Origin of the sequence: Brucella pseudogrignonensis, assembly GCF_032190615.1 — a bacterium.
In the GTDB taxonomy this organism is placed as follows: domain Bacteria; phylum Pseudomonadota; class Alphaproteobacteria; order Rhizobiales; family Rhizobiaceae; genus Brucella; species Brucella pseudogrignonensis_B.
The window spans coordinates 2097976-2123517 of the sequence record NZ_JAVLAT010000001.1; the positions used below are offsets into that span (position 1 = coordinate 2097976).

A 25542-nucleotide genomic window follows, 5' to 3' on the forward strand; every position below is an offset into this window, starting at 1 on the left:
AATGATCGACAAACAAAAAGGCCGGCGGGAATATTCTCCGCCGGCCTTTTTGTTTAACTTAATTCAACTGCCCGAATACGTCGGTTTTCAAACTTGATACCAATTTTGCCTTCAATGAGATCAAGCGCTTTCTGGCCGAAGACTTCGCGACGCCAGCCTTGCAACGCAGGCACATTGGCCTTTTCACCTTCAGCTGCAATCTTGTCGATATCATCGGAACTTGCAACGATCTTGGCCGCAACACCATGTTCTTCGGTCACAAGCTTGAGCAATACTTTAAGAATATCTCCAGCGGCGGCACTGCCTTCAGGAGAATGCGATTGCTTCGGCAGTTTTGGCAGATCCTCTTTTGGAATGGCCAGTGCGGCCTGAACCGCAGTCACAAGACCGGCGGCCTGAGCCGAACGCTCCCAACCTTTCGGGATTGAACGCAAACGACCGAGCGCTTCCGCGTCTTTGGGCTGCTGCTGCGCGATTTCTGCAATCGTATCGTCCTTGATGACACGGCCACGCGGAACATTACGTTCGCGTGCTTCACGTTCGCGCCATGCCGCAACGGATTGCACAATTGCCAGTTCAATCGGCTTGCGCATACGCGTTTTTACGCGTTTCCATGCATCGTCGGGATGCAGATCATAGGTTTCGCGTGCGCTTAGCACGGCCATTTCCTCATTAACCCACTCGCTGCGCCCTTCTTTCTGAAGCTCATCTTTCAGATAGAGATAGATGTCGCGCAGATAGGTAACGTCAGCCAACGCGTAATCGAGCTGCTTGTCGGACAGTGGACGGCGGCGCCAATCGGTAAAGCGTGAGGATTTGTCGAGATGTTTGCCGGTGACTTTTTGAACCAGCGCATCATAGGAAATGGCATCGCCAAAGCCGCAAACCATAGCGGCAACCTGACTGTCAAAAATCGGGGCAGGGATCAGGTCACCCAAGTGAAACACGATTTCTATGTCCTGACGCGCGGCATGGAATACCTTGACCACGTTCTCATCGGCCATCAGGCGGAAGAAAGGCGCAAGATCGAGACCGGGTGCCAAAGCATCGACCAAAGCAGTCTGGTCAGGCGAGGCCATTTGAATGAGACAAAGCTCCGGCCAGAAAGTCGTTTCCCGAATGAATTCGGTGTCGACTGTCACAAAGTCGGATTTGGCTAAGGCGGATACGGCCTCTTCAAGGGCCTCTGTGGTCGTGATGAGCTGCATATTCTTCTTTTAGAGCGCATCCCGAAAACTGTGAAGCAATTTTCGATTAAGTTGCGCGTTTAAACAAAATATTGAACCGCGGGCTGCTTAATGCGCCGCAAGAGCGATATTGCGATGAGATAACACGTAAATAGTGATTTTTGTCGACATATTCTGTCAAGCTGGTTTAACACACGTAGTGTCGGCTTGACAAAGCGTGATCAAAATGCGCTTTTCCGCCCGAATTGCAGCGCTTTGCTTGCACAAGATTTATAAAGTTCCAAAAGGCAGAAATCATGCACCGTTATCGCAGCCATACCTGCGCAGCCCTTCGCAAATCGGATGTTGGTTCGAAAGTCCGTCTGTCTGGCTGGGTCCATCGCGTCCGTGACCATGGTGGCATCCTCTTCATCGACATTCGCGATCATTATGGCCTCACTCAGGTTGTTGCTGATCCTGATTCGCCAGCGTTCAAGATTGCTGAAACCGTTCGCGGTGAATGGGTCATTCGCGTCGATGGTGAAGTGAAGGCTCGCGCCGATGAAGCGGTGAATGCTAACCTGCCGACCGGCGATGTTGAAATCTTCGCAACCGAGATCGAAGTTCTGGCCGCAGCTAAGGAATTGCCGCTGCCAGTATTCGGCGAGCCGGATTACCCGGAAGACATTCGCCTCAAGTACCGCTTCCTCGACCTGCGTCGCGAAACGCTGCACAAGAACATTATGAGCCGTACAAAGATCATTGCAGCGATGCGTCGCCGCATGACCGAAATCGGCTTTAATGAGTTCTCGACGCCAATCCTGACGGCTTCGTCGCCGGAAGGTGCGCGCGACTTCCTCGTGCCAAGCCGTATTCATGAAGGCAAGTTCTACGCGCTGCCGCAGGCTCCGCAGCAGTATAAGCAGCTGCTGATGGTTGCTGGTTTCGACCGCTACTTCCAGATTGCGCCTTGCTTCCGCGATGAAGATCCGCGTGCAGACCGTCTGCCGGGCGAATTCTATCAGCTTGATCTTGAAATGAGCTTCGTTACTCAGGAAGAAATCTGGGAAACGATGGAACCTGTCATGCGTGGCATCTTTGAAGAGTTTGCTGAAGGCAAGCCGGTCACGCAGCAATTCCGCCGCATCGCTTATGATGACGCGATCCGCACCTATGGTTCGGATAAGCCAGACCTGCGTAACCCGATTGAAATGCAGGCAGTGACTGAGCATTTTGCAGGCTCCGGCTTCAAGGTCTTTGCAAATATGATCGCAAACGACCCGAAGGTCGAAGTATGGGCAATCCCGGCCAAGACCGGTGGTTCGCGTGCATTCTGTGATCGCATGAATTCATGGGCTCAGGGCGAAGGTCAGCCAGGTCTCGGCTACATCTTCTGGCGCAAAGAAGGCGATAAGCTCGAAGGCGCTGGCCCGATTGCCAAGAACATTGGTGAAGAACGCACAGAAGCGCTTCGTGAGCAGCTGGGTCTTGGTGATGGTGATGCCTGCTTCTTCGTGGCTGGTCAGCCATCGAAGTTCTACAAATTCGCAGGTGATGCCCGCACGCGTGCTGGTGAAGAGCTGAACCTCGTTGATCGTGAGCGCTTTGAACTTGCTTGGATCATCGACTTCCCGTTCTACGAATGGGATGAAGACAACAAGAAGCTCGACTTCGCACACAACCCGTTCTCGATGCCGCAGGGTGGCATGGAAGCACTGCAAACGCAGGATCCGTTGTCGCTCAAGGCTTACCAGTATGATCTGGTCTGTAACGGCTTTGAAATCGCTTCAGGTTCGATCCGTAACCAGCTGCCAGATGTGATGGTGAAGGCGTTCGAACTGGTTGGCCTGAGCCAGCAGGACGTGGAAGAGCGCTTCGGCGGTCTCTACCGTGCGTTCCAGTACGGCGCACCTCCACATGGCGGTATGGCTGCCGGTGTTGATCGTGTGATCATGCTGCTCGTTGGTGCAAAGAACCTGCGCGAAATCTCGCTGTTCCCGATGAACCAGCAGGCGCTCGATCTTCTGATGAACGCGCCTTCGGATGTTTCGCCAGCACAGCTGCGCGATCTTCATATTCGTCTGGCACCCACGCAGAAGAGCTGATCGGTTCTGCTATGAAATTAAAAAAGCCCGGTCGTGAGATCGGGCTTTTTCTTTGGTCTGATTAGCAGGTAAAATAAAACCCGGTGCGCAGAGCGCACCGGGTTTGCTTGATTGATATCAGTTCAATCAGTTGTTGGCTTCGACTGCGATTTTCAGCAGTGGAATGATCTTTGTTGGATCAAGCGATGCTGTCGCAACGATCGATGCAAAGCTAACTGACTGGTCAGGCGTAGCCGAAATCGTCAGCGACTTTGGATCGTCGAAATACTTTTCAGCCGCAGTCTTCAACTGCTGAGCAAATTCAGGGTTCTTGAGCTGTGTGGCCATCAGCGGAACCATCATTTTCAGCTGTTCGCCAAGCTGCTTGCCGTCTGCACCCTGCTGCTTACCGTAATAATCGAGCAGCTTCTGCGTGAGGGTTTCATTGTCAAAGCGGATCGTCAGGTTCTTAAGGCTCAGCTGTTCAGCAAGGCCGAGAATTGCCAGACCAGCAGCGTCCTTGTCGGCATCGGCCTTGGTCATATTCTGCTGGGTTTTCTGCACAGCTTCGAGGAATGCAATGTCATAACCGGCAAGCGCGCCGGTAATGTCGATTTTGCCAAGTTCCTTTGCACTGATCTCGAACTGGTCGAGTGATGCATCACCAGACTTCGGCAGCCATGTGCCCTTTGATGTCACGGCACCGTTAAAGGTGTTCATGTCGAGCGGAGCGAGTGGGTTCTTGCCATCCTTCTCGAAGGTAGCGTCAATGTCAGCAATGGTCAGCGCGTAGTCGATTTTCTCAGAGCGGTCAGCTGCGTTCAGCGACACTTCCAGGTCTTTAACCGTTGCACCATCTTTGCCAGGCGTTCCGAACTCCATCTGACCGATCTTCATCTTGTCATAGAAAACGATCTGGTTGAGCGCGCCTTCAGCCTTCTCCGATGGAATCTGGACGTTTTCCATCGAAATGTCCTTAATCGACACTTTGTCATTCTTGTTTGCTTCACCAGCAGGAACTTCGATGTCAGGAATAGTTATTTTTTCAATGCTGTAACCGCCGTCAGATGCATCCTCAACGTTTTCGAGGGTGATGTCGCCGATAGCTGTTTCCTTGTCGGAAACCGTTGCAAGCTTGATCTTCGTGCCTTCAAGCACAATGTCGGAGCCATCAGCTTTGACATTGGCAAAGCTTAGTTCTGCGCCCTGCTTGGCATACATTGCCTTGAGGCGTTCAGCGACGGCATTGGCATCTGCGGCCATAGCTACGCTGCCGAATACCAACGAGAGCGCCGTGCTTGCTGCAAAAACGCTCACGACCTGCTTACTAAGAACGAAAACCTGCATTTATTGGCTCCTGATCATTTGGTAAAAAATTTAAATGTCTACATAAGCTTTTACGAAAGGAAAAAAAGCCCGTTTCGCTTTTCATATGTTCGTTGTGGAGAAAACCACGTTATTTTCTCTATACAGCAGCAATGACGGCATATTTGCGACGAATGTACTGGATTGGTTCTCATCCCCACTTGCTGACGAATCGTGCAATTGGTACTGAGAACTATGGGTAAAAGTCTGATTCCGCCGGACGACGGCGACGAACACATCGAACGGGTCGACCTTAAATCGGCCCTCGAGGAACGCTACCTCGCTTATGCGCTGTCCACGATCATGCATCGTGCGCTGCCGGATGTGCGCGACGGTTTGAAGCCGGTTCACCGCCGTATCGTTCATGCGATGCGTCTGCTGCGTCTTAATCCTGATCAGGCCTATGCAAAATGCGCGCGTATCGTCGGCGACGTGATGGGTAAATTCCATCCGCATGGCGACGCCTCGATTTACGATGCGCTGGTGCGTCTCGCACAGGATTTTGCCGTGCGTTATCCACTCGTGGACGGGCAGGGCAACTTCGGCAATATCGACGGTGATAATGCCGCCGCAATGCGTTACACCGAAGCGCGAATGACTGAAGTGTCTACGCTGCTGCTTGAAGGCATTACGGAAAACGCTATCGACTTTCGCCCGACTTACAATGAGGAAGACGAAGAACCCATCGTCCTTCCGGGTGCATTCCCGAACCTGCTTGCCAATGGCTCGGCCGGTATCGCGGTCGGCATGGCCACCAATATTCCGCCGCATAACGTGGCGGAGCTTTGCTCATCCGCGCTTTATCTGATCAACCATCCCGATGCGAGTGTCGAAGAACTCATTACTTCGCCTGCGCAATGGGAAGAGCTGAAAAAGGAAGCGGAGAGCGATCCGACTGCACTTTTGAAATGCAAGGTGCGCGGTCCTGATTTCCCGACTGGCGGTATTCTGGTCGAAGATCATGCCAATATCGTTGAAGCCTATCGCACAGGGCGCGGTTCGTTCCGCGCACGCGCACGCTGGGAAAAGGAAGAGGGTAATCGCGGAACTTGGGTGATTGTTGTCACCGAAATTCCGTATCAGGTGCAGAAATCGCGCCTGATTGAAAAGATCGCCGAGTTGCTTCTGGCAAAGAAGCTGCCGTTGCTTGATGATATTCGCGACGAGTCCGCTGAAGATATTCGCATCGTACTGGAACCGAAGAACCGCACGGTCGATCCTGAACTGTTGATGGAGTCGCTGTTCAAGCTGACCGAGCTTGAAAACCGCGTTTCGCTCAACATGAACGTGCTTTCGCATGGCAAAGTGCCAAATGTTCTGTCGCTTGGCGGCGTGCTCAAGGAATGGCTGGAGCACCGCAAGGAAGTGCTGGTTCGCCGGTCTGAATATCGTCTGGCAGAGATTGATAAACGCTTGGAAATCCTTGGCGGTTTTCTCAAAGCCTATCTCAATCTTGATGAAGTCATCCGCATCATTCGTGAAGAGGATGAGCCGAAGCAGGAGCTGATGCGGTTCTTTGATCTGACGGATAATCAGGCCGAAGCCATTCTCAACATGCGTTTACGTTCGTTGCGTAAGCTTGAAGAGTTTGAAATCCGCAAAGAATTTGACGGCCTGACTGCCGAGAAATCTGATCTGGAAGGCTTGCTCGCTTCCGGCACGCGCCAGTGGAAGAGGATCAGCACAGAAATCAAAGCCGTCCGCGAAAAATTTGGCCCAGCGACCAAACTAGGCAAACGTCGTAGCACTTTTGCGGAAGCACCAACCCACGATCTTGAAGAGATTCACCAAGCGATGATCGAGCGTGAGCCGGTCACGATTGTTGTGTCTGAAAAGGGCTGGTTGCGTGCGATGAAGGGCCATATGGCTGATTTCTCGACTCTGGCTTTCAAGGAAGGCGACAAGCTTAAACTCGCTTTCCACGCTGAGACGACGGATAAAATTCTGTTCTTCACGACGGGAGGCAAATTCTTCACCATCGGCGCGAATACGCTTCCCGGCGGTCGTGGTCATGGTGAACCGATCCGTATTCTGGTCGATATGGAAAACGATCAGGATATTCTCACTGCCTTTGTTCACGATCCGCAGGCAAAGCTTCTGCTTGTGTCTCATGAAGGCAATGGCTTCATCGTGTCTGAGAATGAAGCCGTCGCCAATACCCGCAAGGGTAAGCAGGTGATGAACGTTAAGGCACCGGACGAAGCCAAGCTTTGCCAGCGCATTTCGGGTGATCACATCGCGGTGGTCGGCGAAAACCGCAAGATGGTCGTCTTCCCGCTTGCAGAAATTCCGGAAATGACACGCGGTAAGGGCGTGCGGTTGCAGAAATATAAGGATGGCGGCATTTCCGACATTCGTACTTTTGCAATTGCTGACGGCTTGTCGTGGCAGGATTCAGCCGACCGCACGTTCAATCGCAACAAGGAAGAACTTGTTGAGTGGATTGCGTCTCGCGCCTCTGCCGGTCGCACCGTGCCAAAGGGTTTCCCACGTTCGGGAAAATTCTAAAACAAAGGCGGCTTTGATGCCGCCTTTTTGTTATCCCTCAAATTTCTGCCAGCCACGTGGACCGAGATGTTCTTGTGGCTTGAAGCGGGTTTTATATTGCATCTTGCGCGACCCCTCGACCCAATAGCCCAGATAGACATGTGGCAAGCCAGCCGCACGTGCGCGCTGGATATGGTCGAGGATCATGTAAGTTCCAATGGACCGCTCATGCATATGCGGTGAGAAGAAGGAATAGACCATCGACAGACCGTCAGCCATCACGTCGGTAAGGGCTACCGCAATCAGTTCGCCGTCACCCTTGGCGCTGATGAAACTATCGGGCCCACGTCGGCGATATTCGATAATCTGCGTGTTGACATGGGTGTCTTCGACCATCATCGCATAATCGAGCACTGTCATATCGGACATGCCGCCCGAATGATGCCGTGCATCCAGATAATCGCGAAACAGCGCATATTGTTCGGTGCTTGGTTGTGCCTTGTGCGGACGACCAATCAGATCGCGATTGCGATGCCACACCCGGCGCATGCTCTTGTTCATCTCGAACTCATCGGTCAGGATTCGCACCGAAACACAAGCGCGGCACATTTCGCATGCGGGTCTATAGGCAATATTCTGAGAACGACGAAAACCACCCTGGGTCAGCAGATCATTGATCTCGCTGGCCTTGTCTCCAACGAGGTGCGTAAAAACCTTACGTTCCATTTGCCCGTCAAGGTAAGGGCAAGGCGATGGAGCCGTTAGGAAAAACTGCGGAGACTGTTGCGGTTGATGGGTCATTCAATATCCACGAAACGGCAATACCGAACCATCTCTTTGAGATTTTTTATCTGCATGTCTTAGTTCCCAAATCGGTTTCTACTTTTTGGGAAACATGTTCTAAAGATTGAGCCGGCTGCACAAAACGTCAATAGACATTTTGTGCAGCCGGCCCTGAATTTTTTTGATGCTTGATTATCGATCCGAACGGATGACGGCAGTTCCGAGCAAAAGGTCATGCACGGCACGCTTGCGGTCGATGACCAACGTTGCAAGCAAGATCAGCGGTGTCAGTACCACATTGAGGCCCCAGAACAGAACTGTGTGAACCACAGCCAGCATCGGGTCGACGGTGCCACCTTCAAGACGAACGATTTTGATGTTCATCATCTGCATGCCTTTGGTGGCCTGCTGCGGTCCGCCCAGCGTACGCGAAACGTAGAGTAGTGCGACGACGGGAAACATGATCGCATAAAGCGCCCAGCCAAGCGACAGTGTGATAATGCCAAGAATAAAAATTACAATGGCAGCCGGAATGCACAATAGAAACACGATGAGATAGTCGATGAGGAACGCCATGATACGACGCGTGCGCACGCCTTCAAAAAATGCGCGGCTTTCGTAACCCGGCCCCATAACTTCGCCGTGTAGAATATGATCGGACATTGTCCCTTCCAGTCGTTAATACGAAAAGCGTTCCGGAAATAAACCGTCCGCTGCTCCGCACGTTGCAGAGCAGCTATCAAGATGGTGTATTAAAGAAACGATTTCAAGGAAAGAACAGACCCAAGCCTAGCACTGGCTTTTCAGCCTCTCAGCCACATCCAGCGCGAAATAAGTCAGAATACCGTCGCAGCCCGCGCGTTTGAAGGCGAGCAGGCTCTCCATCATGACCTTTTCTTCGTCGATCCAGCCATTCATTCCGGCGGCTTTGATCATCGAATATTCGCCTGAGACCTGATAGGCATAAGTCGGCAGGCGGAACGTGTTCTTCAGACGATGGATGATGTCGAGATAAGGCATGCCGGGCTTCACCATCAGCATGTCAGCGCCTTCCGCCACGTCCTGTTCGGCTTCACGCACGGCTTCGTCAGGGTTCGCAGGATCGATATAGTATGTCTTCTTGTCGCCCTTGAGCAGACCAGCTGTACCGATTGCATCGCGATACGGGCCATAGAAGGCAGATGCGAATTTGGTCGCATAAGACATGATTGGCACATTGTTGAAGCCATGCGCATCCAGTGCCTGGCGAATAGCGCCGATACGACCATCCATCATATCGGAAGGTGCAATCACATCTGCCCCCGCCTCGGCCTGTGACAGTGCGCCACGAACAACCATGGCAACCGATTCATCATTGATGATTTCGCCATTACGCAAAATGCCGTCATGACCGTGTGTCGTGAATGGGTCAAGCGCTGCATCCGTTATGATGCCGATTTCAGGCACTTCTTTTTTGATCGCGCGAACGGCGCGATTAATCAGATTGTCGGGGCTTGCAACATAAGCACCGTCCTCTGTCTTTACCTCTGCCTTTTCGCGCGGGAAGGGCGCAATCGCGGGAATACCAAGCTTTGCGGCTTTCTCTGCCATACGCACAGCCATATCGACCGAATAGCGTTCTACGCCGGGCATTGCATCTACAGCTTCGGTGACGCCCGTTCCGTAGGTCAAAAAGAATGGCAGAATCAGATCGTCTACGGTCAGATGTGTTTCTTGAACCAGTCTGCGTGACCAGTCGGCCTTGCGCATACGCCGCAGACGACGGCCTCCGGTCACATCATCGACGTGGCCCGAAATGTTCGCAGGAGAAATGTTGTTCAGAAGATCAGTCATATAAATGTTCCCGAGAGAAGAAAGCTTGGGAATCTACCGGTTCGGAAGCTTAGTGTGTGTTGCAGACGGTTTATCATGGGAAAAGTGGCTAAACCAAGCACAATAGGCTGTGCAGGATTGACGCGGGGCTTCTCAGTTTCTACCCATTTCATATAACGGGAGAAAGCGACATGCAGATTGACTTCGGTGGCGGCAGCGAAATCAGCTTTGAGCGTAAGGGTAAGGCTGGCCTTGTCAGGCTTACACGCACATCTGCGCTCAACGCTCTTACCCATAAAATGATTCTTGCGCTCGACCGTGCTTTACAAGCATGGGAATCCGACAACGATGTCGCTGTCGTTATTGTCGAAGGTGAAGGCCGTGCGTTTTGTGCGGGTGGCGATGTTGTGGCCGCTTATAAGGCTGGCCAGGAAGGAACGCCTGCATTTGATTTCTTCCGTGATGAATATTGTCTCAATGCGCGCATCGGACGGTTCCCGAAACCATATGTTTCCTTGTTGAACGGCATAGTCATGGGCGGCGGCGCAGGTATCTCCATTCATGGGTCGCACCGGATCGTCACGGAAAATACGCTGTTTGCCATGCCAGAAACAGGCATTGGCTTTTTCCCCGATGTGGGCGGCAGCGCGTTCCTGCCGCATCTGCATGATAATTTCGGCTATTATCTCGCACTTACTGGTAATCGGATTCGCTGGGGTGATTGCCTGCAAAGCGGTATTGCTACTCATGCTGTAGCAGCCAGCGATCTGGATGATCTACGTGACGATCTGATTGCAAAGGCCGATATTGATGCGGCTCTGGCACGTGCACAATATCCTGATTTCGAAACCTCTCCCGAGGCCCGGAATGTGATTGCGGAGAGTTTTGGACATGCAACGCTTGCCGAATGTTTCGAAGCGCTGGAAAAGGCAGCTTCAAATGGCAGCAAGCCAGCAACGGATATTTTGACTGTTCTTGCTACGCGGTCGCCAACCAGTGTAGCGGTAACATTCCGTCAGATAGCTGATGGTCGTGCGCTTGATCTCGATGATTGTATGCGCATGGAATATCGCATTGCGTCACGCATGTTGGCGGGGCACGATTTTTATGAAGGCGTTCGGGCAGTTCTGATCGATAAGGACGGGGCGCCGGTCTGGCAGCCTGCGTCGATTGATGAAGTGAAGCCGGAAACGGTCAACGCGTATTTTGCCAATCTTGGCGAGAGGGAACTGAGCTTTTGATGCGTCAGGATGAGTTGCAACAGCATATCCAGCCCAGTGGAACCGAGTGGTCTTTCGTATGGTTTATGCGTTTGATCGCTTTGGCTGTTCTGGCAAGCGGTGTTTATTACTGGATTAAGCTGATTGGGGTGCAACCGGGCTTGTTGTGGCGCTTTGATTTGATGCCGTGGCAGTGGCAAACGGCCTGTGTCGCGCTGGCACTCTTAATGCCCGTTGCCGCGACCGGCCTGTGGATGCGTGCACCATGGGGACCGGTTTTATGGGTTGTGGCAGCGATTGGCGAAATAGCGATTTATTCCGTCTTCGCTCGGCACTTCGAATATCGACCACTGATTGTCGCTTTTAATGCGACATGCATCCTCATTTATGTGGTCTTCCGCATCATGCTGTTTCTGGAAAAGCGACGGCTGTCACGCGTCGGTCTTGCCGTCTGAATTGATGTGCTGGTAACAAAACATTAAGCCTGAAATTGCATTTCGATTGGTAAGCTACTGTTAAGGCTGACTTTTAAGTCCAATTTTATGCATCTCGTCTAAATTCCTATCCAGACACGGTGAAAACACCGGCTGAACAGGAAAGAGAGTAACCTCACGTAAGGTTGCTCCGACAGAGAGGCAAAAGACATGATCAATGCACAGCACAGAATGGATGCATCTGCTCCGCTTTTGAATCCCGAAGCAGCGCTCCGCACCCTTTATCTTGAAGCACTACAGCTCGTTGAGCGCCTGCATCGCCGTCTGCTCGACGTCATCAAGGATGAGTTCGACCGCGCTGGTCGCAGCGACATTAACGCGACGCAAGCGTTGCTTCTGTTTAATATTGGTAATTCTGAGCTAACCGCAGGTGAGTTACGTTCGCGGGGCTACTATCTTGGCTCAAACGTTTCTTACAATCTGAAAAAGCTCGTTGATATGGGCTTTATCAACCATGAACGTTCAAGCACAGATCGTCGTTCGGTGCGTGTCAGCTTGAGCGACAAAGGCAACGAGATTGCGGATCAGGTACAGTCTCTTTACCAGCGTCATATTGCTTCTATTGAGCAAGTTGGCGGTATTCAGGTGGAAGAGTTTACAGCAATGAACCGGTCGTTGCAGCGTCTTGATCGCTTCTGGAATGATAGCATAGCGTATCGACTGTAGTATTTTGTTGCAGAACGGTCACAATTGCGCCGGTTAATACGTTAAACTTTATGATTGTGAGCTATTTAAGCAGTCGCTGCCTTGAATTCTTGGCGGCGCGACATGAATAAGCCATAAAAACCGACTTATCGGGTTTAATACAGTGCATAATCGTGAGCATTTCTGAGTGCTTTGCATTCCGACGCAACGGGTTAGCCTTTGGGACCAAAACAATGACCAAAACCGACAAGAATATGCTGGCTATGAATGTGGGCCGTCGCAGCTTTTTGCGTGGTGCTGCAACTGCTGGTTTGGCCGCTGCCGCATCTGCAATTGCTCCTGCGGCATTTGCTCAGCAGCAACAGGCTTTGAATGATATTCTTTCGGCTCCGCGCCGCGGCAACTGGGATGACCAGTTTGATGCGCGTGCAACAGGTGGCCAGAAGGTTGCAACCAATCAGCCGGTTATCAGCCAGCAGACGGTTGGCAATCTTCAGTCGGCAATTGCCCAATATGGCGATATTGCCGCTCGTGGTGGCTGGCCGCAGGTTCCGGGCAGTGCCAAGTTGCAGCTTGGCGTCAATGATCCCTCGGTTCATGCTCTGCGTCAGCGTTTGATAGTCTCTGGCGATCTGCCGCGCGAAGCTGGTGTTTCGAGCGCATACGATACTTATGTCGATGCAGCTGTTAAGCGTTTCCAGTCGCGTCACGGCTTGCCTGCCGACGGTGTTATGGGCCAGTTCACTTATGCTGCAATGAATGTTGATGCGAATACGCGTCTTGGCCAGTTGCAGACAAATCTTCAGCGCCTTTCCAGCATGACACCAGCAAGCCAGACAGAGCAGCGCTTTGTTATGGTCAATATTCCGGCTGCTCGCATTGAGGCTGTTGAAAATGGCAGCGTTTCACAGCGCCATACAGCGGTTGTTGGCAAGATTGATCGTCAGACGCCAATTCTTGATTCCAAGATTCACGAAGTTATTCTCAATCCTTACTGGACGGCTCCAAAGTCGATCATCCAGAAGGATATTATTCCGCTGATGCGGAAAAACCCGCAATATCTGGCAAACAACAAGATCCGCCTTTACAATGCGCAGGGTCAGGAAGTTCCGCCGGAAAGCGTTGACTGGAACACGGATGATGCGGTGAAGCTGATGTTCCGTCAGGACCCGGGTAAGATCAATGCTATGTCCTCTACGAAGATCAACTTCCACAACACGCATGCCGTTTACATGCATGACACACCCCAGAAGAGCTATTTCAACAAGTTGATGCGCTTTGATTCGTCCGGCTGTGTTCGCGTGCAGAACGTTCGCGATCTGGATGTATGGCTGTTGAAGAACACGGCTGGCTGGGACCGTCAGAATATTGAAGGTACGATTGCTTCGGGCGTGAATACGCCAATTCAGGTTGCCGATCCTGTGCCGCTGCACTTCGTTTATATCACTGCGTGGTCAACTGGTGACGGTGTGGTGCAGTTCCGCGACGATATTTACAAGATGGACGGTGCGACGGCACTGGCGCTTGGCACTGACATCTGATCTGAAATTATCTACGAAAAAGCCGCCCCAAAGCGTTTCGGGCGGCTTTTTTGTTTCTCTTTATGGCTTTGGCATCATCATGCCGCATTTTGGAACATGCTTTTCGCTTTGCGGCCATTGGCCTTGCCATTCGAAGTGTGATACTGCGCCTCATCTCTTAGTGCTACGGCCGGCTAACCCGGAGGGTGTGAAACATGACACAAGCCAATACCGCTTTTTTCAACGCAACTCTTGAAGAGATTGATGCCGATATTTTCGGTGCGATCCGCAACGAACTTGGTCGTCAGCGCCATGAAATTGAGCTGATCGCCTCAGAAAACATTGTTTCGCGTGCGGTGCTTGAAGCACAGGGTTCGATCCTCACCAACAAATACGCTGAAGGTTATCCGGGCAAGCGCTATTATGGCGGCTGCCAGTATGTTGACGTTGTAGAAGAGCTGGCAATCGAACGCGCCAAGAAGCTGTTCGGTGCAGAATTTGCAAACGTGCAGCCAAACTCCGGAAGCCAGATGAATCAGGCTGTGTTCCTTGCGCTTTTACAGCCGGGCGACACTTTCATGGGTCTTGACCTCAATTCCGGTGGTCACTTGACGCACGGTTCGCCTGTGAACATGTCGGGCAAGTGGTTCAACGTTGTTTCCTATGGCGTCCGTGAAGACGATCATCTTCTCGATATGGAAGAAATCGCGCGCCTTGCACGCGAACATAAGCCAAAGCTCATTCTCGCTGGTGGTACCGCTTATTCGCGTATCTGGGACTGGAAGCGTTTCCGTGAAATTGCTGACGAAGTTGGCGCATATCTGATGGTTGATATGGCTCACATCGCTGGTCTGGTTGCCGGTGGTGTACACCCATCGCCAGTTCCACATGCGCATGTTTGCACCACGACGACTCACAAGTCGCTGCGTGGTCCACGCGGCGGTATGATCCTCACCAACGATCCTGATCTGGCGAAGAAGTTCAATTCGGCTGTCTTCCCGGGCTTGCAGGGCGGCCCACTGATGCACGTGATTGCTGGTAAGGCTGTTGCTTTCGCAGAAGCTCTGAAGCCAGAATTCAAGATTTATGCTCAGAACGTTGTTGATAATGCGCGTGCGCTTTCGGACGAACTGAAGTCGCAGGGCTTGGATATTGTTTCGGGCGGTACTGACAACCACCTGATGCTGGTTGATCTGCGTCCGAAGAATGCGACTGGTAAGCGGGCTGAAGCAGCCCTTGGCCGTGCGAACGTCACCTGTAACAAGAACGGCATTCCATTCGATCCAGAAAAGCCATTCGTAACCTCCGGTGTTCGTCTCGGCACACCTGCTGGCACAACACGCGGTTTCGGCAAGGCTGAATTTAAGGAAATCGGCTCACTGATCGCAGAAGTGCTCGATGGTTTGAAAGTTGCCAACTCCGATGAAGGCAATGCATCCGTTGAAGCAGCGGTTAAGGCCAAGGTCATTGCACTGACCGATCGCTTCCCAATGTATGGATATCAGGGCTAAAACCCTTCAAATTTTGATGAAGCCCCGCTCAACCTTGTTGAGCGGGGCTTTTTCATATCTGTCTCAATTAGGCAGCATTCGCCTGATGGGGTATCATTCGATGGAATCATCTATCCAGTTGAAAGTGTGTCATGCGTTGTCCCTATTGCCAGTCTGAAGATACGCAGGTGAAGGATTCCCGTCCGGCGGAAGACGGAGCGGTTATTCGCAGACGTCGTGTCTGTTCGGTTTGTGGCGGACGCTTCACAACTTTTGAGCGCGTGCAATTGCGCGATCTTATGGTCGTGAAGAAGAGCGGTCGTCGCGTGCCTTTTGATCGCGAAAAGCTATCGCGTTCCATCGATGTGGCTTTGCGCAAGCGTGATATTGATGAAGAGCGCATCGAACGAGCAATTTCCGGCATTGTACGCCAGCTTGAAAGCTCCGGCGAAGCGGAGGTTACCTCAGACGAAATTGGTCGTTTGGCGATGGATGCGCTCAAGGGCGTCGATGACATTGCCTATATTCGCTTTGCTTCTGTTTATCGCAATTTCAGTAAAGCCGTCGATTTCCATAACGTCATTGATGAGTTGACGACGACCGAAACTGAACGCGATCCGGACGCATAAAATGAGCAGAGTGGAATTCCCGCATGCAAATGCGACCGCGGATGATTTGCGCTTCATGCAAGCAGCCATTCGTCTTGCTCGTCGTAACAAAGGGCTTACAGGCACAAATCCCTCCGTCGGCACCGTCATCGTCAAGGACGGTATAATTGTCGGACGTGGTGTCACGGCCATTGGCGGACGGCCTCATTCTGAGCCGCAGGCACTGGCCGATGCGGGCGAGGCGGCGCGGGGTGCCACGGCCTATGTGACGCTCGAACCCTGCGCACATCATGGTCGTACACCACCATGCGCAGAAGCTCTTGTGCAGGCGGGAATCGCGCGCGTGTTCGTTGCTGCGACCGATCCTGACGAAAGAGTAAGCGGCAAAGGCTTTGCGATCTTGCGTGAAGCGGGCATTGAAGTTGTGCCGGGCATTCTGTCTGAGAAGGCCGCCGATGACCTCGCGGGCTATCTGAATCGATCTTCTAAAAAACGTCCAGAAGTGATTCTGAAACTTGCACTTTCTGCTGATGGCTTTATCGGTAAAAAGGGTGAGGGGCAGGTCGCAATCACGGGTCCAAATGCACGCGCACAATCGCATATTTTGCGTTCGCAGACGGACGTAATTCTGGTTGGCGTCGAAACGGCCATCGCTGATGACCCTATTTTAAATTGTCGTTTGCCAGGGTTGGAGCAACGCTCGCCCGTTCGACTTGTGTTGGACAGCGGATTAAAATTGCCGCTCGATTCAAAGCTTATTCGAAGCTCAGACGCTGTTCCTTTGTGGCTTGCTTGCTGTGAACATGTGGCACCTGAGCGACGTTATGAGATGCAAGCGGCAGGGTGTCGCATCATCGCGGCGGAAAGTGATGAAGGTCGCATCGCTTTACCAGAGTTGATGGATGACCTTGCTGCACAGGGTATTTCTTCGGTTCTGGTCGAAGGCGGAGCAAACGTTGCGAGCAGCTTTCTGAAAGAAAATCTGGTTGATCGCGTCGTGCTTTTCCGCTCACCTGTTGAAATCGGTTCCGCTGCTGGGGTTGCCGTCACGGATCTGCAATCCCATATCGCTAATGAATTCGCAATTGTGCGCGAGGCGCGATATGGCGACGATGCTTATGCGGAATATGTAAGGAAGACTTGATGTTTACAGGTATTGTTACCGACATTGGCAAGGTTGATCGTATCAAGCCGCTCAATGAAGGTGTGCTGCTGCGGATCGAAACAGCTTACGATCCTGAAACCATTGAACTCGGCGCTTCGATTGCCTGTTCCGGTGTTTGCCTGACCGTTGTGGCTCTGCCTGAAAAAGGCACCAATGCCCGCTGGTTTGAAGTGGAAGCATGGGAAGAGGCATTGCGTCTGACGACCATTTCAAAATGGGAAAATGGCACCCGCATCAATCTGGAACGTTCGCTCAAGCTGGGTGATGAAATGGGCGGCCATCTCGTTTCTGGTCACATAGATGGACAGGCGGAAATCGTTGAGCGCAAGGAAGAGGGCGACGCTGTTCGCTTCACTCTTCGCGCACCCGAAGAACTGGCCCCTTTTATCGCCCAGAAGGGCTCTGTCGCACTGGATGGCACATCGCTGACGGTGAATGGCGTCAATGGCAATGAATTTGATGTTCTGCTCATTCGTCATTCGCTTGAAGTGACCACTTGGGGCGACCGTAAGGCGGGTGATAAGATCAATATTGAGATCGATCAGCTGGCCCGTTACGCAGCAAGGCTTGCGCAATATAAGAAATAAGCTTAGAGCCTAAGAACCCTAAGCTGTTTTTTTGAATTGAGCGTTGACCGCAAGATTTGCGGTCCGCGATTTCTGTCATGGAGTCTCTCATGTCGAAGCACGAGGCGCACGCGCCGCATTTGCTGATTGTTGAAGCGCGTTTCTACGAAGAACTGTCTGATGCGCTGCTTGACGGCGCAAAGGCCGCTCTCGATGCTGCTGGCGCGACTTATGATGTTGTGACGGTTCCCGGTGCACTGGAAGTGCCAGCGACAATTTCTTTCGCGCTTGATGGCGCTGAAAATGGTGGCACGAATTACGATGGTTTCGTCGCTCTTGGCACAGTCATTCGCGGTGAAACCTATCATTTTGACATTGTTGCCAATGAATCCTGCCGCGCTTTGACCGATCTTGCAGTTGAAGAAAGCCTTGCCATAGGCAATGGTATTCTGACCGTCGAAAATGATGAGCAGGCTTGGGTGCGTGCACGTCGCGAAGACAAGGACAAGGGCGGCTTTGCAGCTCGCGCGGCCCTGACTATGATTGACCTACGTAAGAAATTCGGAGCCTGATACGATGACTGCTTCTTCTGAAGGCCGCACCAGCCCGAATGCACCAAGAGCTGCCAATAAGCGTGGCGTCGCGCGTCTCGCAGCCGTTCAGGCGCTTTATCAGATGGATGTTGCCGGTACAGGCGTCATGGAAGTCGTTGCTGAATATGAAGCCCATCGCCTTGGCAAGGAAGTGGACGGCATGCAGTATCTCGATGCCGACCCGCAATGGTTCCGTGGCATTGTGGCAGGTGTTGTGGAAACACAGCTTGCGCTTGATCCGATGATCCATCAGGCATTGACTGAAGATTGGCCGCTTTCCCGTCTTGATTCAACGCTGCGTGCGATTTTGCGTGCCGGTGCATGGGAATTGAAAACCCGCAAGGATGTGCCAACTGCGGTTATCGTCTCGGAATATGTCGACATCGCCAAGGCTTTCTACACTGAAGAAGAACCGAAGCTCGTCAATGCCGTGCTCGACCGTATCGCTTTCGAACTTCGTGGCGAAAGCCGTGGAACAAAGCCGCGCGGCAAGTAACAGACATTCCTATTTAGATCAAAAAGGCTGTGAGAAATCGCAGCCTTTTTGCTTTGGTTATTCAATAAACTACGACTTGACGTTTCAACGCGTCTTCCGCATGTTGAGCCTGCGGCATTGAGAATGCGCGAATGCAGAAACATCTGCAAACTCTTCGATTGTAAGCAGATGCTTCAAACGTGAAATCAAGCCGATGAAACCCGGTGAATGGACGGTTTCAGGCACTTCCATGCCGCTATCTTTGGCCCGGGGAGGGGTTTTCGGGCCTTTCATGCGCCGATGTGTGCAGATAATTGCTCCGTGATTGCGAGCGATCTATCTCAAGCTGGTGCGCGCTCAATGGGAGTTGGCCTAAATGGGAATCGGAGTTCTTCTTCTCGTCATAGCCTGCGGTGTATTTTCCGTTCTGTTTGCCATATGGGCAACGCGTTCGGTTCTCGCCGCAGATCAGGGCACAGCGCGTATGCAGGAAATTGCTGCTGCAATTCGTGAAGGTGCCGCAGCCTATCTCGCACGACAATATACGACGATTGCGCTGGTTGGCGTCGTTGTTTTTCTTGCAGTGTGGTATCTGCTCTCAATTTCCGCTGCTATAGGCTTTCTCATCGGTGCGATCCTCTCCGGTTTGACAGGCTTTATCGGGATGCATGTTTCTGTTCGTGCGAATGTACGAACCGCGCAAGCTGCATCTCTGAGCCTCGCCGGTGGCCTGGAAATAGCTTTTAAGTCGGGCGCTATCACTGGAATGCTCGTGGCTGGTTTGGCACTGTTGGGCGTGTCGGTTTATTATTTAATCCTGACTGTCTGGCTGGGTTATGCGCCGTCTGATCGTACAGTCATCGATGCGCTTGTGGCGCTCGGTTTTGGTGCGTCGCTGATTTCTATTTTCGCGCGCTTAGGCGGCGGTATCTTTACAAAGGGCGCTGATGTCGGTGGCGATCTTGTTGGCAAGGTCGAGGCAGGCATTCCGGAAGATGATCCACGCAATCCGGCAACCATTGCTGATAATGTTGGCGATAATGTCGGTGACTGTGCGGGCATGGCTGCGGATTTGTTTGAAACTTATGCGGTTACGGTTGTCGCAACAATGGTTCTGGCCGCAATCTTCTTCGCCGGTTCCGGTGTGCTTTCAAGCGTGATGCTTTATCCGCTGGCGATCTGTGGCGTTTCTATCCTTACATCGATTGCCGGGACGTTTTTTGTCAAGCTTGGCGTTAATGGCTCGATCATGGGTGCGCTTTATAAAGGGCTGATCGCTACCGGACTGCTGTCTATTGCAGGTCTGGCCGTCGCCAATACACTGACTGTTGGCTGGGGAGAGGTCGGCACTGTTGCGGGTCAAACAATCACGGGAACCAACCTGTTTATCTGTGGCATCATCGGTTTGATCGTTACCGGCCTGATCGTCGTGATTACTGAATATTATACCGGCACCAACAAACGCCCAGTCAATTCCATTGCGCAGGCGTCTGTGACGGGCCATGGCACCAATGTCATTCAGGGCTTGGCGGTGTCGCTGGAATCAACTGCTTTGCCTGCCATCGTGATCGTTGGCGGTATCATAGGCACGTATCAGCTTGCGGGACTGTTCGGAACAGCAATTGCCGTGACAGCTATGCTCGGTATTGCTGGTATGATTGTAGCGCTCGATGCTTTTGGTCCGGTGACGGATAATGCGGGCGGCATTGCCGAAATGGCAGGCCTTGATCCGGAAGTGCGCAAATCAACCGATGCGCTGGATGCCGTTGGCAATACGACAAAAGCTGTTACGAAGGGCTATGCGATTGGTTCTGCGGGTCTCGGTGCACTGGTGCTGTTTGCCGCCTATTCCAATGATTTGTCCTATTTCGCCGCCAATGGACAAACCTATCCCTATTTCGCAGATATGGGGCCAGTATCGTTTGAGCTGTCCAATCCATATGTTGTGGCTGGTCTGATCTTCGGTGGCCTTATTCCCTATCTCTTTGGCGGTATGGCCATGACAGCTGTTGGACGTGCTGGCGGTGCCGTTGTGCAGGAAGTACGCCGTCAGTTTCGCGAAAAGCCGGGCATTATGACTGGAAAAGATCGTCCGGATTATGCGCGTGCAGTTGATCTGCTCACCAAAGCGGCTATCCGGGAAATGATTATTCCATCGCTGCTTCCGGTTCTGGCTCCGATTGTAGTCTATTTTGGTGTTCTGCTCATCTCAGGCTCCAAAGCTGCGGCCTTTGCAGCGCTCGGCGCGTCACTTCTGGGCGTTATCATCAACGGATTGTTTGTGGCCATATCCATGACATCGGGTGGTGGAGCATGGGATAATGCCAAGAAAAGCTTTGAAGATGGCTTTACCGATGCCGATGGCGTGAAACATCTGAAAGGTTCGGAAGCACATAAGGCTTCCGTAACAGGCGATACTGTGGGTGATCCTTATAAGGATACCGCTGGGCCCGCCGTTAATCCGGCAATCAAGATCACCAACATCGTGGCACTCTTGCTGCTTGCAGTGCTTGCGCATTCCGCGTGATGTAAAACCAATAAAAAACCCGCCGTAAGGCGGGTTTTTTTGATCGTTTTTGCAGAATTAGTTGTTTCCGCCAGCTGTCATGCCGCCTGGAAGCGACGTTGGGGCTTTGGCAACCCCCTGGATGATCTGGCCAATAAAGGTCTGGTCCTTACCGCCGGTCGGCGTCGTACGGGATACAAAATCAAAGACCTTGCCATCCTGAAGACCATAATTGGCGATATGGTGAACCTTGCCGTCCTTATCGAAGTAAACCGCAAGGATATTGCGATCGACAATTTTCGGCTTCATGAACTGAGCTGCACGGTAGCGCTTCTGCGAAATGTAATAGAACACTTCGTTATCGAAGGTCGCCGTTGTCGATGGCGTTCCGAGAGCCAGAAGCACTTGCTCACGGCTGGAACCAACCGGAACCGAATCGAGCGCATCCTGATCAAGCACGTAACCCTCTGTGATCGTTTCCGACGGGTTTAGCGTGGACGCGGTGTTGCATCCGGCAAGAGCCGCCGAAAAGAGAATTGCTGTGCCTGCGAGAAGGGCACGCTGTTTGCGTGCGCTTGGGAAAATTCGCTGCAACAAAGACCTCTCCATACATTCTATATCAGCGCGGCACTTTCGCCGTCAGGAGAACTTCGGTAAACCACCTTGCTTCTGGATGCAACAAGTACGGTCGTATACGAATGATTCTTCGACTTTTTCGCCGCAAAAACAAAGCAAATGAGACAGTTGTGCTTCGCGTTTACGAGACGATCGTGGCGGCGGCGCGGCAAAAGCGATTTTATTCACAATTTCACGTGCCTGATACACCATTGGGGCGCTATGAAATGCTTTCTGTTCATATTTTCCTTGTCCTTCATCGTATGAAGGGCGAAAATTCGGCGCTGATGCCGCTTGCACAGGACATCGCGGACGAGTTTTTCAAAGATGTCGACCATTCTTTGCGAGAATTGGGAATCGGTGATCAGGGCGTTCCGAAGCGGATGAAGAAGCTGGCACGGATGTTTTACGGCCGCGTCAGTTCTTACGGAACGGCACTGGATAATAATGACGAAGAGGCATTGGCGGCGGCTCTGACAAGAAATATTCAGCCTGATCTCGAATTATGGCCGCATTCTCACCATTTGAGTGCGTATGTGTTCGCGTGCCGGGATTTGCTTGCAAAAACCGATGACAGCGTTTTGGCAGTAGGTGATATTTCCTTTATGAATGTCGACGAGATGGCGCTATCGCCAACTGATACGAATAAAAAGGCTGAGAATAATGAATGATAAACCGGCACTGACTTATCCCGTTCCGGTTCTGCATCTCCCCCACAAGGGTTTGACGGTGAAGGTAGGGACGAATGAAAAGGAAAGAGTGGCATTGGCTGATGAGCACGGCCTTGTTTCGGTCAAGTCTTTCGATGCCGAATTCTTGCTGACGCCCTGGAAAAAGCGTGGCATTCGCATTCGTGGAACGATCAAAGCAGACGTAGTGCAGTCATGTGTGGCAACGCTTGAACCGCTGGATGCAACGATTGTCGAGCAGGTCGATACGATTTTTGTGCCTGAGGATTCCCGCCTCGCTAAAATCCAGCTCGATGAGAGTGGTGAATTGCTGCTTGATGCGGAAGGCGCAGACATTCCAGAGACATTTATTGGCGATAAAATTGATTTGGGCGCTGTCGCGGAAGAGTTTTTTGAGCTGGCCCTCGATCCTTACCCACGCAAGCCGGGACTGCCAGATGAGTCGGAACCAGTGATTTTTGGTGATCTGAACGATGACGATAAGCCTGATTCGCCTTTCGCCAAGCTATCTGACTGGTCCAAGAAGCCGTGAATTAACGGGTGCTTGATAGAATCTGGTTGTGCATGACCGGAAAAACACTATTTTCGCGGAAAAGCTCTCTGTTTTTAAAAATGCAGATTTGGGGCAAGGGATCGCACAGGATTAATCAAGAGTGATAAAAATTTCGATTGACGCCATGGGCGGTGATTTTGGCCCTGAAGTGGTCATCCCAGGTGCGGCGAAGGCGCTTGAGCGTCATCCTGATATCCGGTTTATTTTCTTTGGTTTGGCCGGACAGGTCGAGCCTGTATTGGCACGTTATCCGAAACTTCAGGCAGCATCCGAGTTCCGCGCCAGTGAAGTGGCGGTCAAAATGGATGATAAGCCGAGCCAGGCGCTTCGCGCTGGTCGTGGCAAGTCTTCTATGTGGCAGGCTATTGAAGCCGTAAAAACTGGCGATGCAGATGTATGTGTCTCTGCGGGCAATACCGGCGCGCTGATGGCTATGTCAAAATTTTGCCTGCGTATGCTCTCCGATGTTGAGCGACCTGCGATTGCTGCGATTTGGCCAACCTTGAAGGGCGAATGCATCGTGCTGGATGTCGGCGCGACCATTGGTGCGGATGCGCGCCAATTGGTGGACTATGCAGTGATGGGCGCGGGTATGGCGCGCGCACTCTTTGAAATTCGTAAGCCGACTGTTGGGCTTCTGAATGTCGGCACCGAAGAAGTTAAAGGCCTCGACGAAGTAAAACAAGCAGCGCAGATTCTGCGCGATATGCCGCTTGATGGCTTGCAGTATAAAGGTTTTGTCGAAGGAAACGACATTGGCAATGGTGCCGTTGACGTGGTGGTCACCGAAGGTTTTACGGGCAATATTGCGCTCAAGACCGCTGAAGGCACTGCTCGGCAAATGGGTACGTTGCTGCGTCAGGCCATGAGCCGCACACTTCTTTCAAAAATCGGCTATATCTTCGCTAAGGGCGCATTTGATCGCATTCGCGAAAAAATGGACCCGAACAAGGTCAATGGTGGCGTATTGCTCGGCATGAGCGGCGTTGTTATCAAAAGCCACGGGAGCGCAACTGCCGAAGGCTTTTGTTCAGCGATCGAAGTTGGCTATGACATGGTTCGCAACAAGCTGCTCGAAAAAATCGAAGTCGATCTGGCGCATTTCCACCACAGTCATCCGCAAACTGCGTCGAATGATGGTAGCGAAAGCACAAAATAATAATATGCCTCACTAGGGGGCACGAATTTTGACCGGCAGAAAAGCCTGCTACGGTCACGCAGGACAGGAAAAATAACGATGATAAGATCTGTCGTAAGAGGTATTGGTTCGGCATTGCCTGAGCGGATCATGAAGAACTCCGACTTCGCGGGCGTGATTGAAACCTCCGACGAATGGATTGTTCAGCGCACAGGCATCCGCCAGCGTCACATTGCGGGTGAGGGCGAAACAACTGTATCGCTCGGTGCAGCAGCAGCGCGCGCGGCACTTGAAAATGCGGGTATCGAGGCGTCGGATATTGATCTCGTACTCGTGGCAACATCGACGCCGAACCATACATTTCCAGCCAGTGCTGTTGAAATTCAGCGCGAGCTGGGAATTACTACTGGCTTTGCGTTTGATTTGCAGGCCGTTTGCAGTGGCTTCATTTATGCCATAACCACGGCGGATCTTTATATCCGCGGCGGTCTGGCGAAGCGTGTTCTGGTTATTGGCGCAGAAACATTCTCGCGTATTCTCGATTGGAATGATCGCACGACCTGTGTGCTGTTCGGTGACGGTGCAGGCGCACTTGTGCTTGAGTCGGCAGAAGGCAAAGGTCTGACGTCAGATCGCGGTGTTCTGACAGCGAATCTCCGCTCGGATGGCAACCACAAAGAAAAGCTTTTTGTTGATGGCGGACCATCGACCACGCAAACAGTCGGTCATCTTCGCATGGAAGGCCGCGAAGTTTTCAAACATGCCGTGGGCATGATCACGGATGTGATCGAGGCTTCTTTTGCAGAAACCGGGCTGACAGCTGAGGATATTGATTGGTTTGTGCCACATCAGGCCAACAAGCGCATAATCGACGCTTCCGCTAAAAAACTCAATATCGCCGAGGAAAAGGTGGTTATCACCGTGGATCGCCACGGAAATACCTCGGCAGCCTCTGTTCCACTGGCGCTTGCAACGGCAGTTGCAGACGGGCGCATTAAGAAGGGCGACCTTGTTCTTTTGGAAGCTATGGGTGGCGGATTTACATGGGGCGCAGTTCTATTGCGCTGGTAATTAGAAAATTGATAGGCCGTGAGGAAACTCGCGGCTTGACCGAACCACTTTTATTTGTGTAACCTCCTGTCACTTAAGGATATTATCTGTTCAAACACTAACCAGGCAGGTTCGGTTATGGGAGGTAAGACGGTCACACGTGCTGATCTGGCAGAGGCTGTTTATCGTAAGGTAGGCCTATCCAGAACAGAATCGGCGGCTCTGGTCGAGATGATCCTCGATGAGGTCTGTGACGCTATCGTAAACGGGGAAACCGTGAAACTGTCGTCATTTGCGACATTTCAGGTCCGTGACAAGAATGAACGTATCGGCCGTAATCCGAAGACGGGTGAAGAAGTTCCAATTCTTCCGCGCCGCGTGATGACATTCAAGGCTTCCAACGTTCTGAAGCAGCGCATTTTGCAAGAACATCAGAAGCGCAGCGCAAAAAGCACTAAGTAAAAATTCAGATCAGTTTGCATTAGAGCAGTTTCATGAGTTCAGCCGCCCGTTTCGAT

Annotated in this window: 25 protein-coding genes; 18 read left to right on the forward strand and 7 right to left on the reverse strand. The window is 52.0% G+C overall.

Annotation, left to right across the window (positions count from 1 at the left end):
- Positions 1–53 precede the first annotated feature (53 nt).
- The gene (rnd, locus tag RI570_RS10170; protein ID WP_313828306.1) at positions 54–1208 is read right to left on the reverse strand and encodes a ribonuclease D; all 1155 of its coding nucleotides are present in this window, start codon (positions 1206–1208) and stop codon (positions 54–56) included.
- A gap of 275 nt (positions 1209–1483) precedes the next feature.
- Here rnd and aspS point away from each other — a divergent pair, with 275 nt between their 5' ends.
- Complete coding sequence (gene aspS / locus RI570_RS10175; protein WP_313828307.1) at positions 1484–3271, forward strand: aspartate--tRNA ligase; 1788 nt, start codon at positions 1484–1486, stop codon at positions 3269–3271.
- A gap of 126 nt (positions 3272–3397) precedes the next feature.
- On the opposite strand, the gene RI570_RS10180 is transcribed toward aspS, so the two are convergent.
- Positions 3398–4597: a hypothetical protein gene (locus tag RI570_RS10180; protein ID WP_313828308.1), complete on the reverse strand. Its 1200-nt coding sequence runs from the start codon at positions 4595–4597 to the stop codon at positions 3398–3400.
- A gap of 213 nt (positions 4598–4810) precedes the next feature.
- Here RI570_RS10180 and RI570_RS10185 point away from each other — a divergent pair, with 213 nt between their 5' ends.
- On the forward strand, positions 4811–7123 hold the full coding sequence (locus RI570_RS10185; RefSeq protein ID WP_313828309.1) for a DNA topoisomerase IV subunit A: 2313 nt from the start codon (positions 4811–4813) through the stop codon (positions 7121–7123).
- Positions 7124–7153: 30 nt separating this feature from the next.
- Here RI570_RS10185 and RI570_RS10190 read toward each other — a convergent pair whose 3' ends face one another.
- The 3 genes from RI570_RS10190 to hemB all read right to left on the reverse strand — a co-directional run bounded on the left by RI570_RS10190 (position 7154) and on the right by hemB (position 9718).
- Positions 7154–7903 (reverse strand): arginyltransferase, encoded by a 750-nt coding sequence (locus tag RI570_RS10190; protein WP_313828310.1) that lies wholly within the window; start codon positions 7901–7903, stop codon positions 7154–7156.
- Positions 7904–8077: 174 nt separating this feature from the next.
- Positions 8078–8548 carry an RDD family protein gene (locus RI570_RS10195; RefSeq protein ID WP_313828311.1) on the reverse strand — a complete coding sequence of 157 codons (471 nt, stop codon included), beginning with the start codon at positions 8546–8548 and terminating at the stop codon, positions 8078–8080.
- 126 nt (positions 8549–8674) lie between these two features.
- Complete coding sequence (gene hemB / locus RI570_RS10200) at positions 8675–9718, reverse strand: porphobilinogen synthase (RefSeq protein WP_313828312.1); 1044 nt, start codon at positions 9716–9718, stop codon at positions 8675–8677.
- Positions 9719–9888: 170 nt separating this feature from the next.
- Here hemB and RI570_RS10205 point away from each other — a divergent pair, with 170 nt between their 5' ends.
- From RI570_RS10205 to nusB, 10 genes are all read left to right on the forward strand, one after another.
- Positions 9889–10938: an enoyl-CoA hydratase/isomerase family protein gene (locus RI570_RS10205; protein ID WP_313828313.1), complete on the forward strand. Its 1050-nt coding sequence runs from the start codon at positions 9889–9891 to the stop codon at positions 10936–10938.
- Positions 10938–11372: a DUF6163 family protein gene (locus RI570_RS10210; protein ID WP_313828314.1), complete on the forward strand. Its 435-nt coding sequence runs from the start codon at positions 10938–10940 to the stop codon at positions 11370–11372. Before RI570_RS10205 ends, RI570_RS10210 begins: the two co-directional genes overlap by 1 nt.
- A gap of 189 nt (positions 11373–11561) precedes the next feature.
- Positions 11562–12077, forward strand: a complete 516-nt coding sequence (gene ldtR, locus RI570_RS10215; RefSeq protein ID WP_250039598.1) for a transcriptional regulator LdtR — start codon at positions 11562–11564, stop codon at positions 12075–12077.
- 212 nt (positions 12078–12289) lie between these two features.
- Positions 12290–13597, forward strand: a complete 1308-nt coding sequence (locus RI570_RS10220; RefSeq protein ID WP_313828315.1) for a L,D-transpeptidase family protein — start codon at positions 12290–12292, stop codon at positions 13595–13597.
- 194 nt (positions 13598–13791) lie between these two features.
- Complete coding sequence (gene glyA / locus RI570_RS10225) at positions 13792–15087, forward strand: serine hydroxymethyltransferase (protein ID WP_250039600.1); 1296 nt, start codon at positions 13792–13794, stop codon at positions 15085–15087.
- Between the two features lie 131 nt (positions 15088–15218).
- Entirely contained in the window at positions 15219–15695 is a 477-nt protein-coding gene (nrdR, locus tag RI570_RS10230) for a transcriptional regulator NrdR (protein ID WP_310010539.1), read from the forward strand.
- Between the two features lies 1 nt (position 15696).
- Positions 15697–16818, forward strand: coding sequence for a bifunctional diaminohydroxyphosphoribosylaminopyrimidine deaminase/5-amino-6-(5-phosphoribosylamino)uracil reductase RibD (ribD, locus tag RI570_RS10235; RefSeq protein WP_313828316.1), 1122 nt, complete (start codon positions 15697–15699; stop codon positions 16816–16818).
- Positions 16818–17426, forward strand: a complete 609-nt coding sequence (locus RI570_RS10240) for a riboflavin synthase (RefSeq protein WP_313828317.1) — start codon at positions 16818–16820, stop codon at positions 17424–17426. The genes ribD and RI570_RS10240 overlap by 1 nt, the downstream gene beginning before the upstream one ends.
- A gap of 89 nt (positions 17427–17515) precedes the next feature.
- Complete coding sequence (locus tag RI570_RS10245) at positions 17516–17977, forward strand: 6,7-dimethyl-8-ribityllumazine synthase (protein WP_250039604.1); 462 nt, start codon at positions 17516–17518, stop codon at positions 17975–17977.
- 4 nt (positions 17978–17981) lie between these two features.
- A complete protein-coding gene (nusB, locus tag RI570_RS10250; RefSeq protein ID WP_250039606.1) occupies positions 17982–18494 on the forward strand; it encodes a transcription antitermination factor NusB in 513 nt (170 codons plus the stop codon).
- An 84-nt stretch (positions 18495–18578) separates the two neighbouring features.
- Here the strand turns inward: nusB and RI570_RS10255 are convergent, their stop codons facing one another.
- The gene (locus RI570_RS10255) at positions 18579–18725 is read right to left on the reverse strand and encodes a hypothetical protein (protein ID WP_313828318.1); all 147 of its coding nucleotides are present in this window, start codon (positions 18723–18725) and stop codon (positions 18579–18581) included.
- Between the two features lie 124 nt (positions 18726–18849).
- Between RI570_RS10255 and RI570_RS10260 the strand changes: the two genes are divergently transcribed.
- Positions 18850–21000, forward strand: a complete 2151-nt coding sequence (locus RI570_RS10260; protein WP_313828319.1) for a sodium-translocating pyrophosphatase — start codon at positions 18850–18852, stop codon at positions 20998–21000.
- A gap of 57 nt (positions 21001–21057) precedes the next feature.
- Here the strand turns inward: RI570_RS10260 and RI570_RS10265 are convergent, their stop codons facing one another.
- On the reverse strand, positions 21058–21576 hold the full coding sequence (locus tag RI570_RS10265) for an outer membrane protein assembly factor BamE (protein ID WP_250039610.1): 519 nt from the start codon (positions 21574–21576) through the stop codon (positions 21058–21060).
- A 101-nt stretch (positions 21577–21677) separates the two neighbouring features.
- Between RI570_RS10265 and RI570_RS10270 the strand changes: the two genes are divergently transcribed.
- The 5 genes from RI570_RS10270 (at position 21678) to RI570_RS10290 (ending at position 25486) form a co-directional block, all read left to right on the forward strand.
- Positions 21678–22265, forward strand: a complete 588-nt coding sequence (locus RI570_RS10270; protein WP_313828626.1) for a ubiquinol-cytochrome C chaperone family protein — start codon at positions 21678–21680, stop codon at positions 22263–22265.
- Entirely contained in the window at positions 22258–22815 is a 558-nt protein-coding gene (locus tag RI570_RS10275; RefSeq protein WP_313828320.1) for a DUF177 domain-containing protein, read from the forward strand. Before RI570_RS10270 ends, RI570_RS10275 begins: the two co-directional genes overlap by 8 nt.
- Positions 22816–22936: 121 nt before the next feature.
- Positions 22937–23995, forward strand: a complete 1059-nt coding sequence (gene plsX / locus RI570_RS10280) for a phosphate acyltransferase PlsX (protein WP_313828321.1) — start codon at positions 22937–22939, stop codon at positions 23993–23995.
- Positions 23996–24073: 78 nt separating this feature from the next.
- Positions 24074–25045, forward strand: a complete 972-nt coding sequence (locus RI570_RS10285) for a beta-ketoacyl-ACP synthase III (RefSeq protein ID WP_313828322.1) — start codon at positions 24074–24076, stop codon at positions 25043–25045.
- A 117-nt stretch (positions 25046–25162) separates the two neighbouring features.
- A complete protein-coding gene (locus RI570_RS10290; RefSeq protein ID WP_313828323.1) occupies positions 25163–25486 on the forward strand; it encodes an integration host factor subunit alpha in 324 nt (107 codons plus the stop codon).
- Positions 25487–25542: the final 56 nt, after the last annotated feature.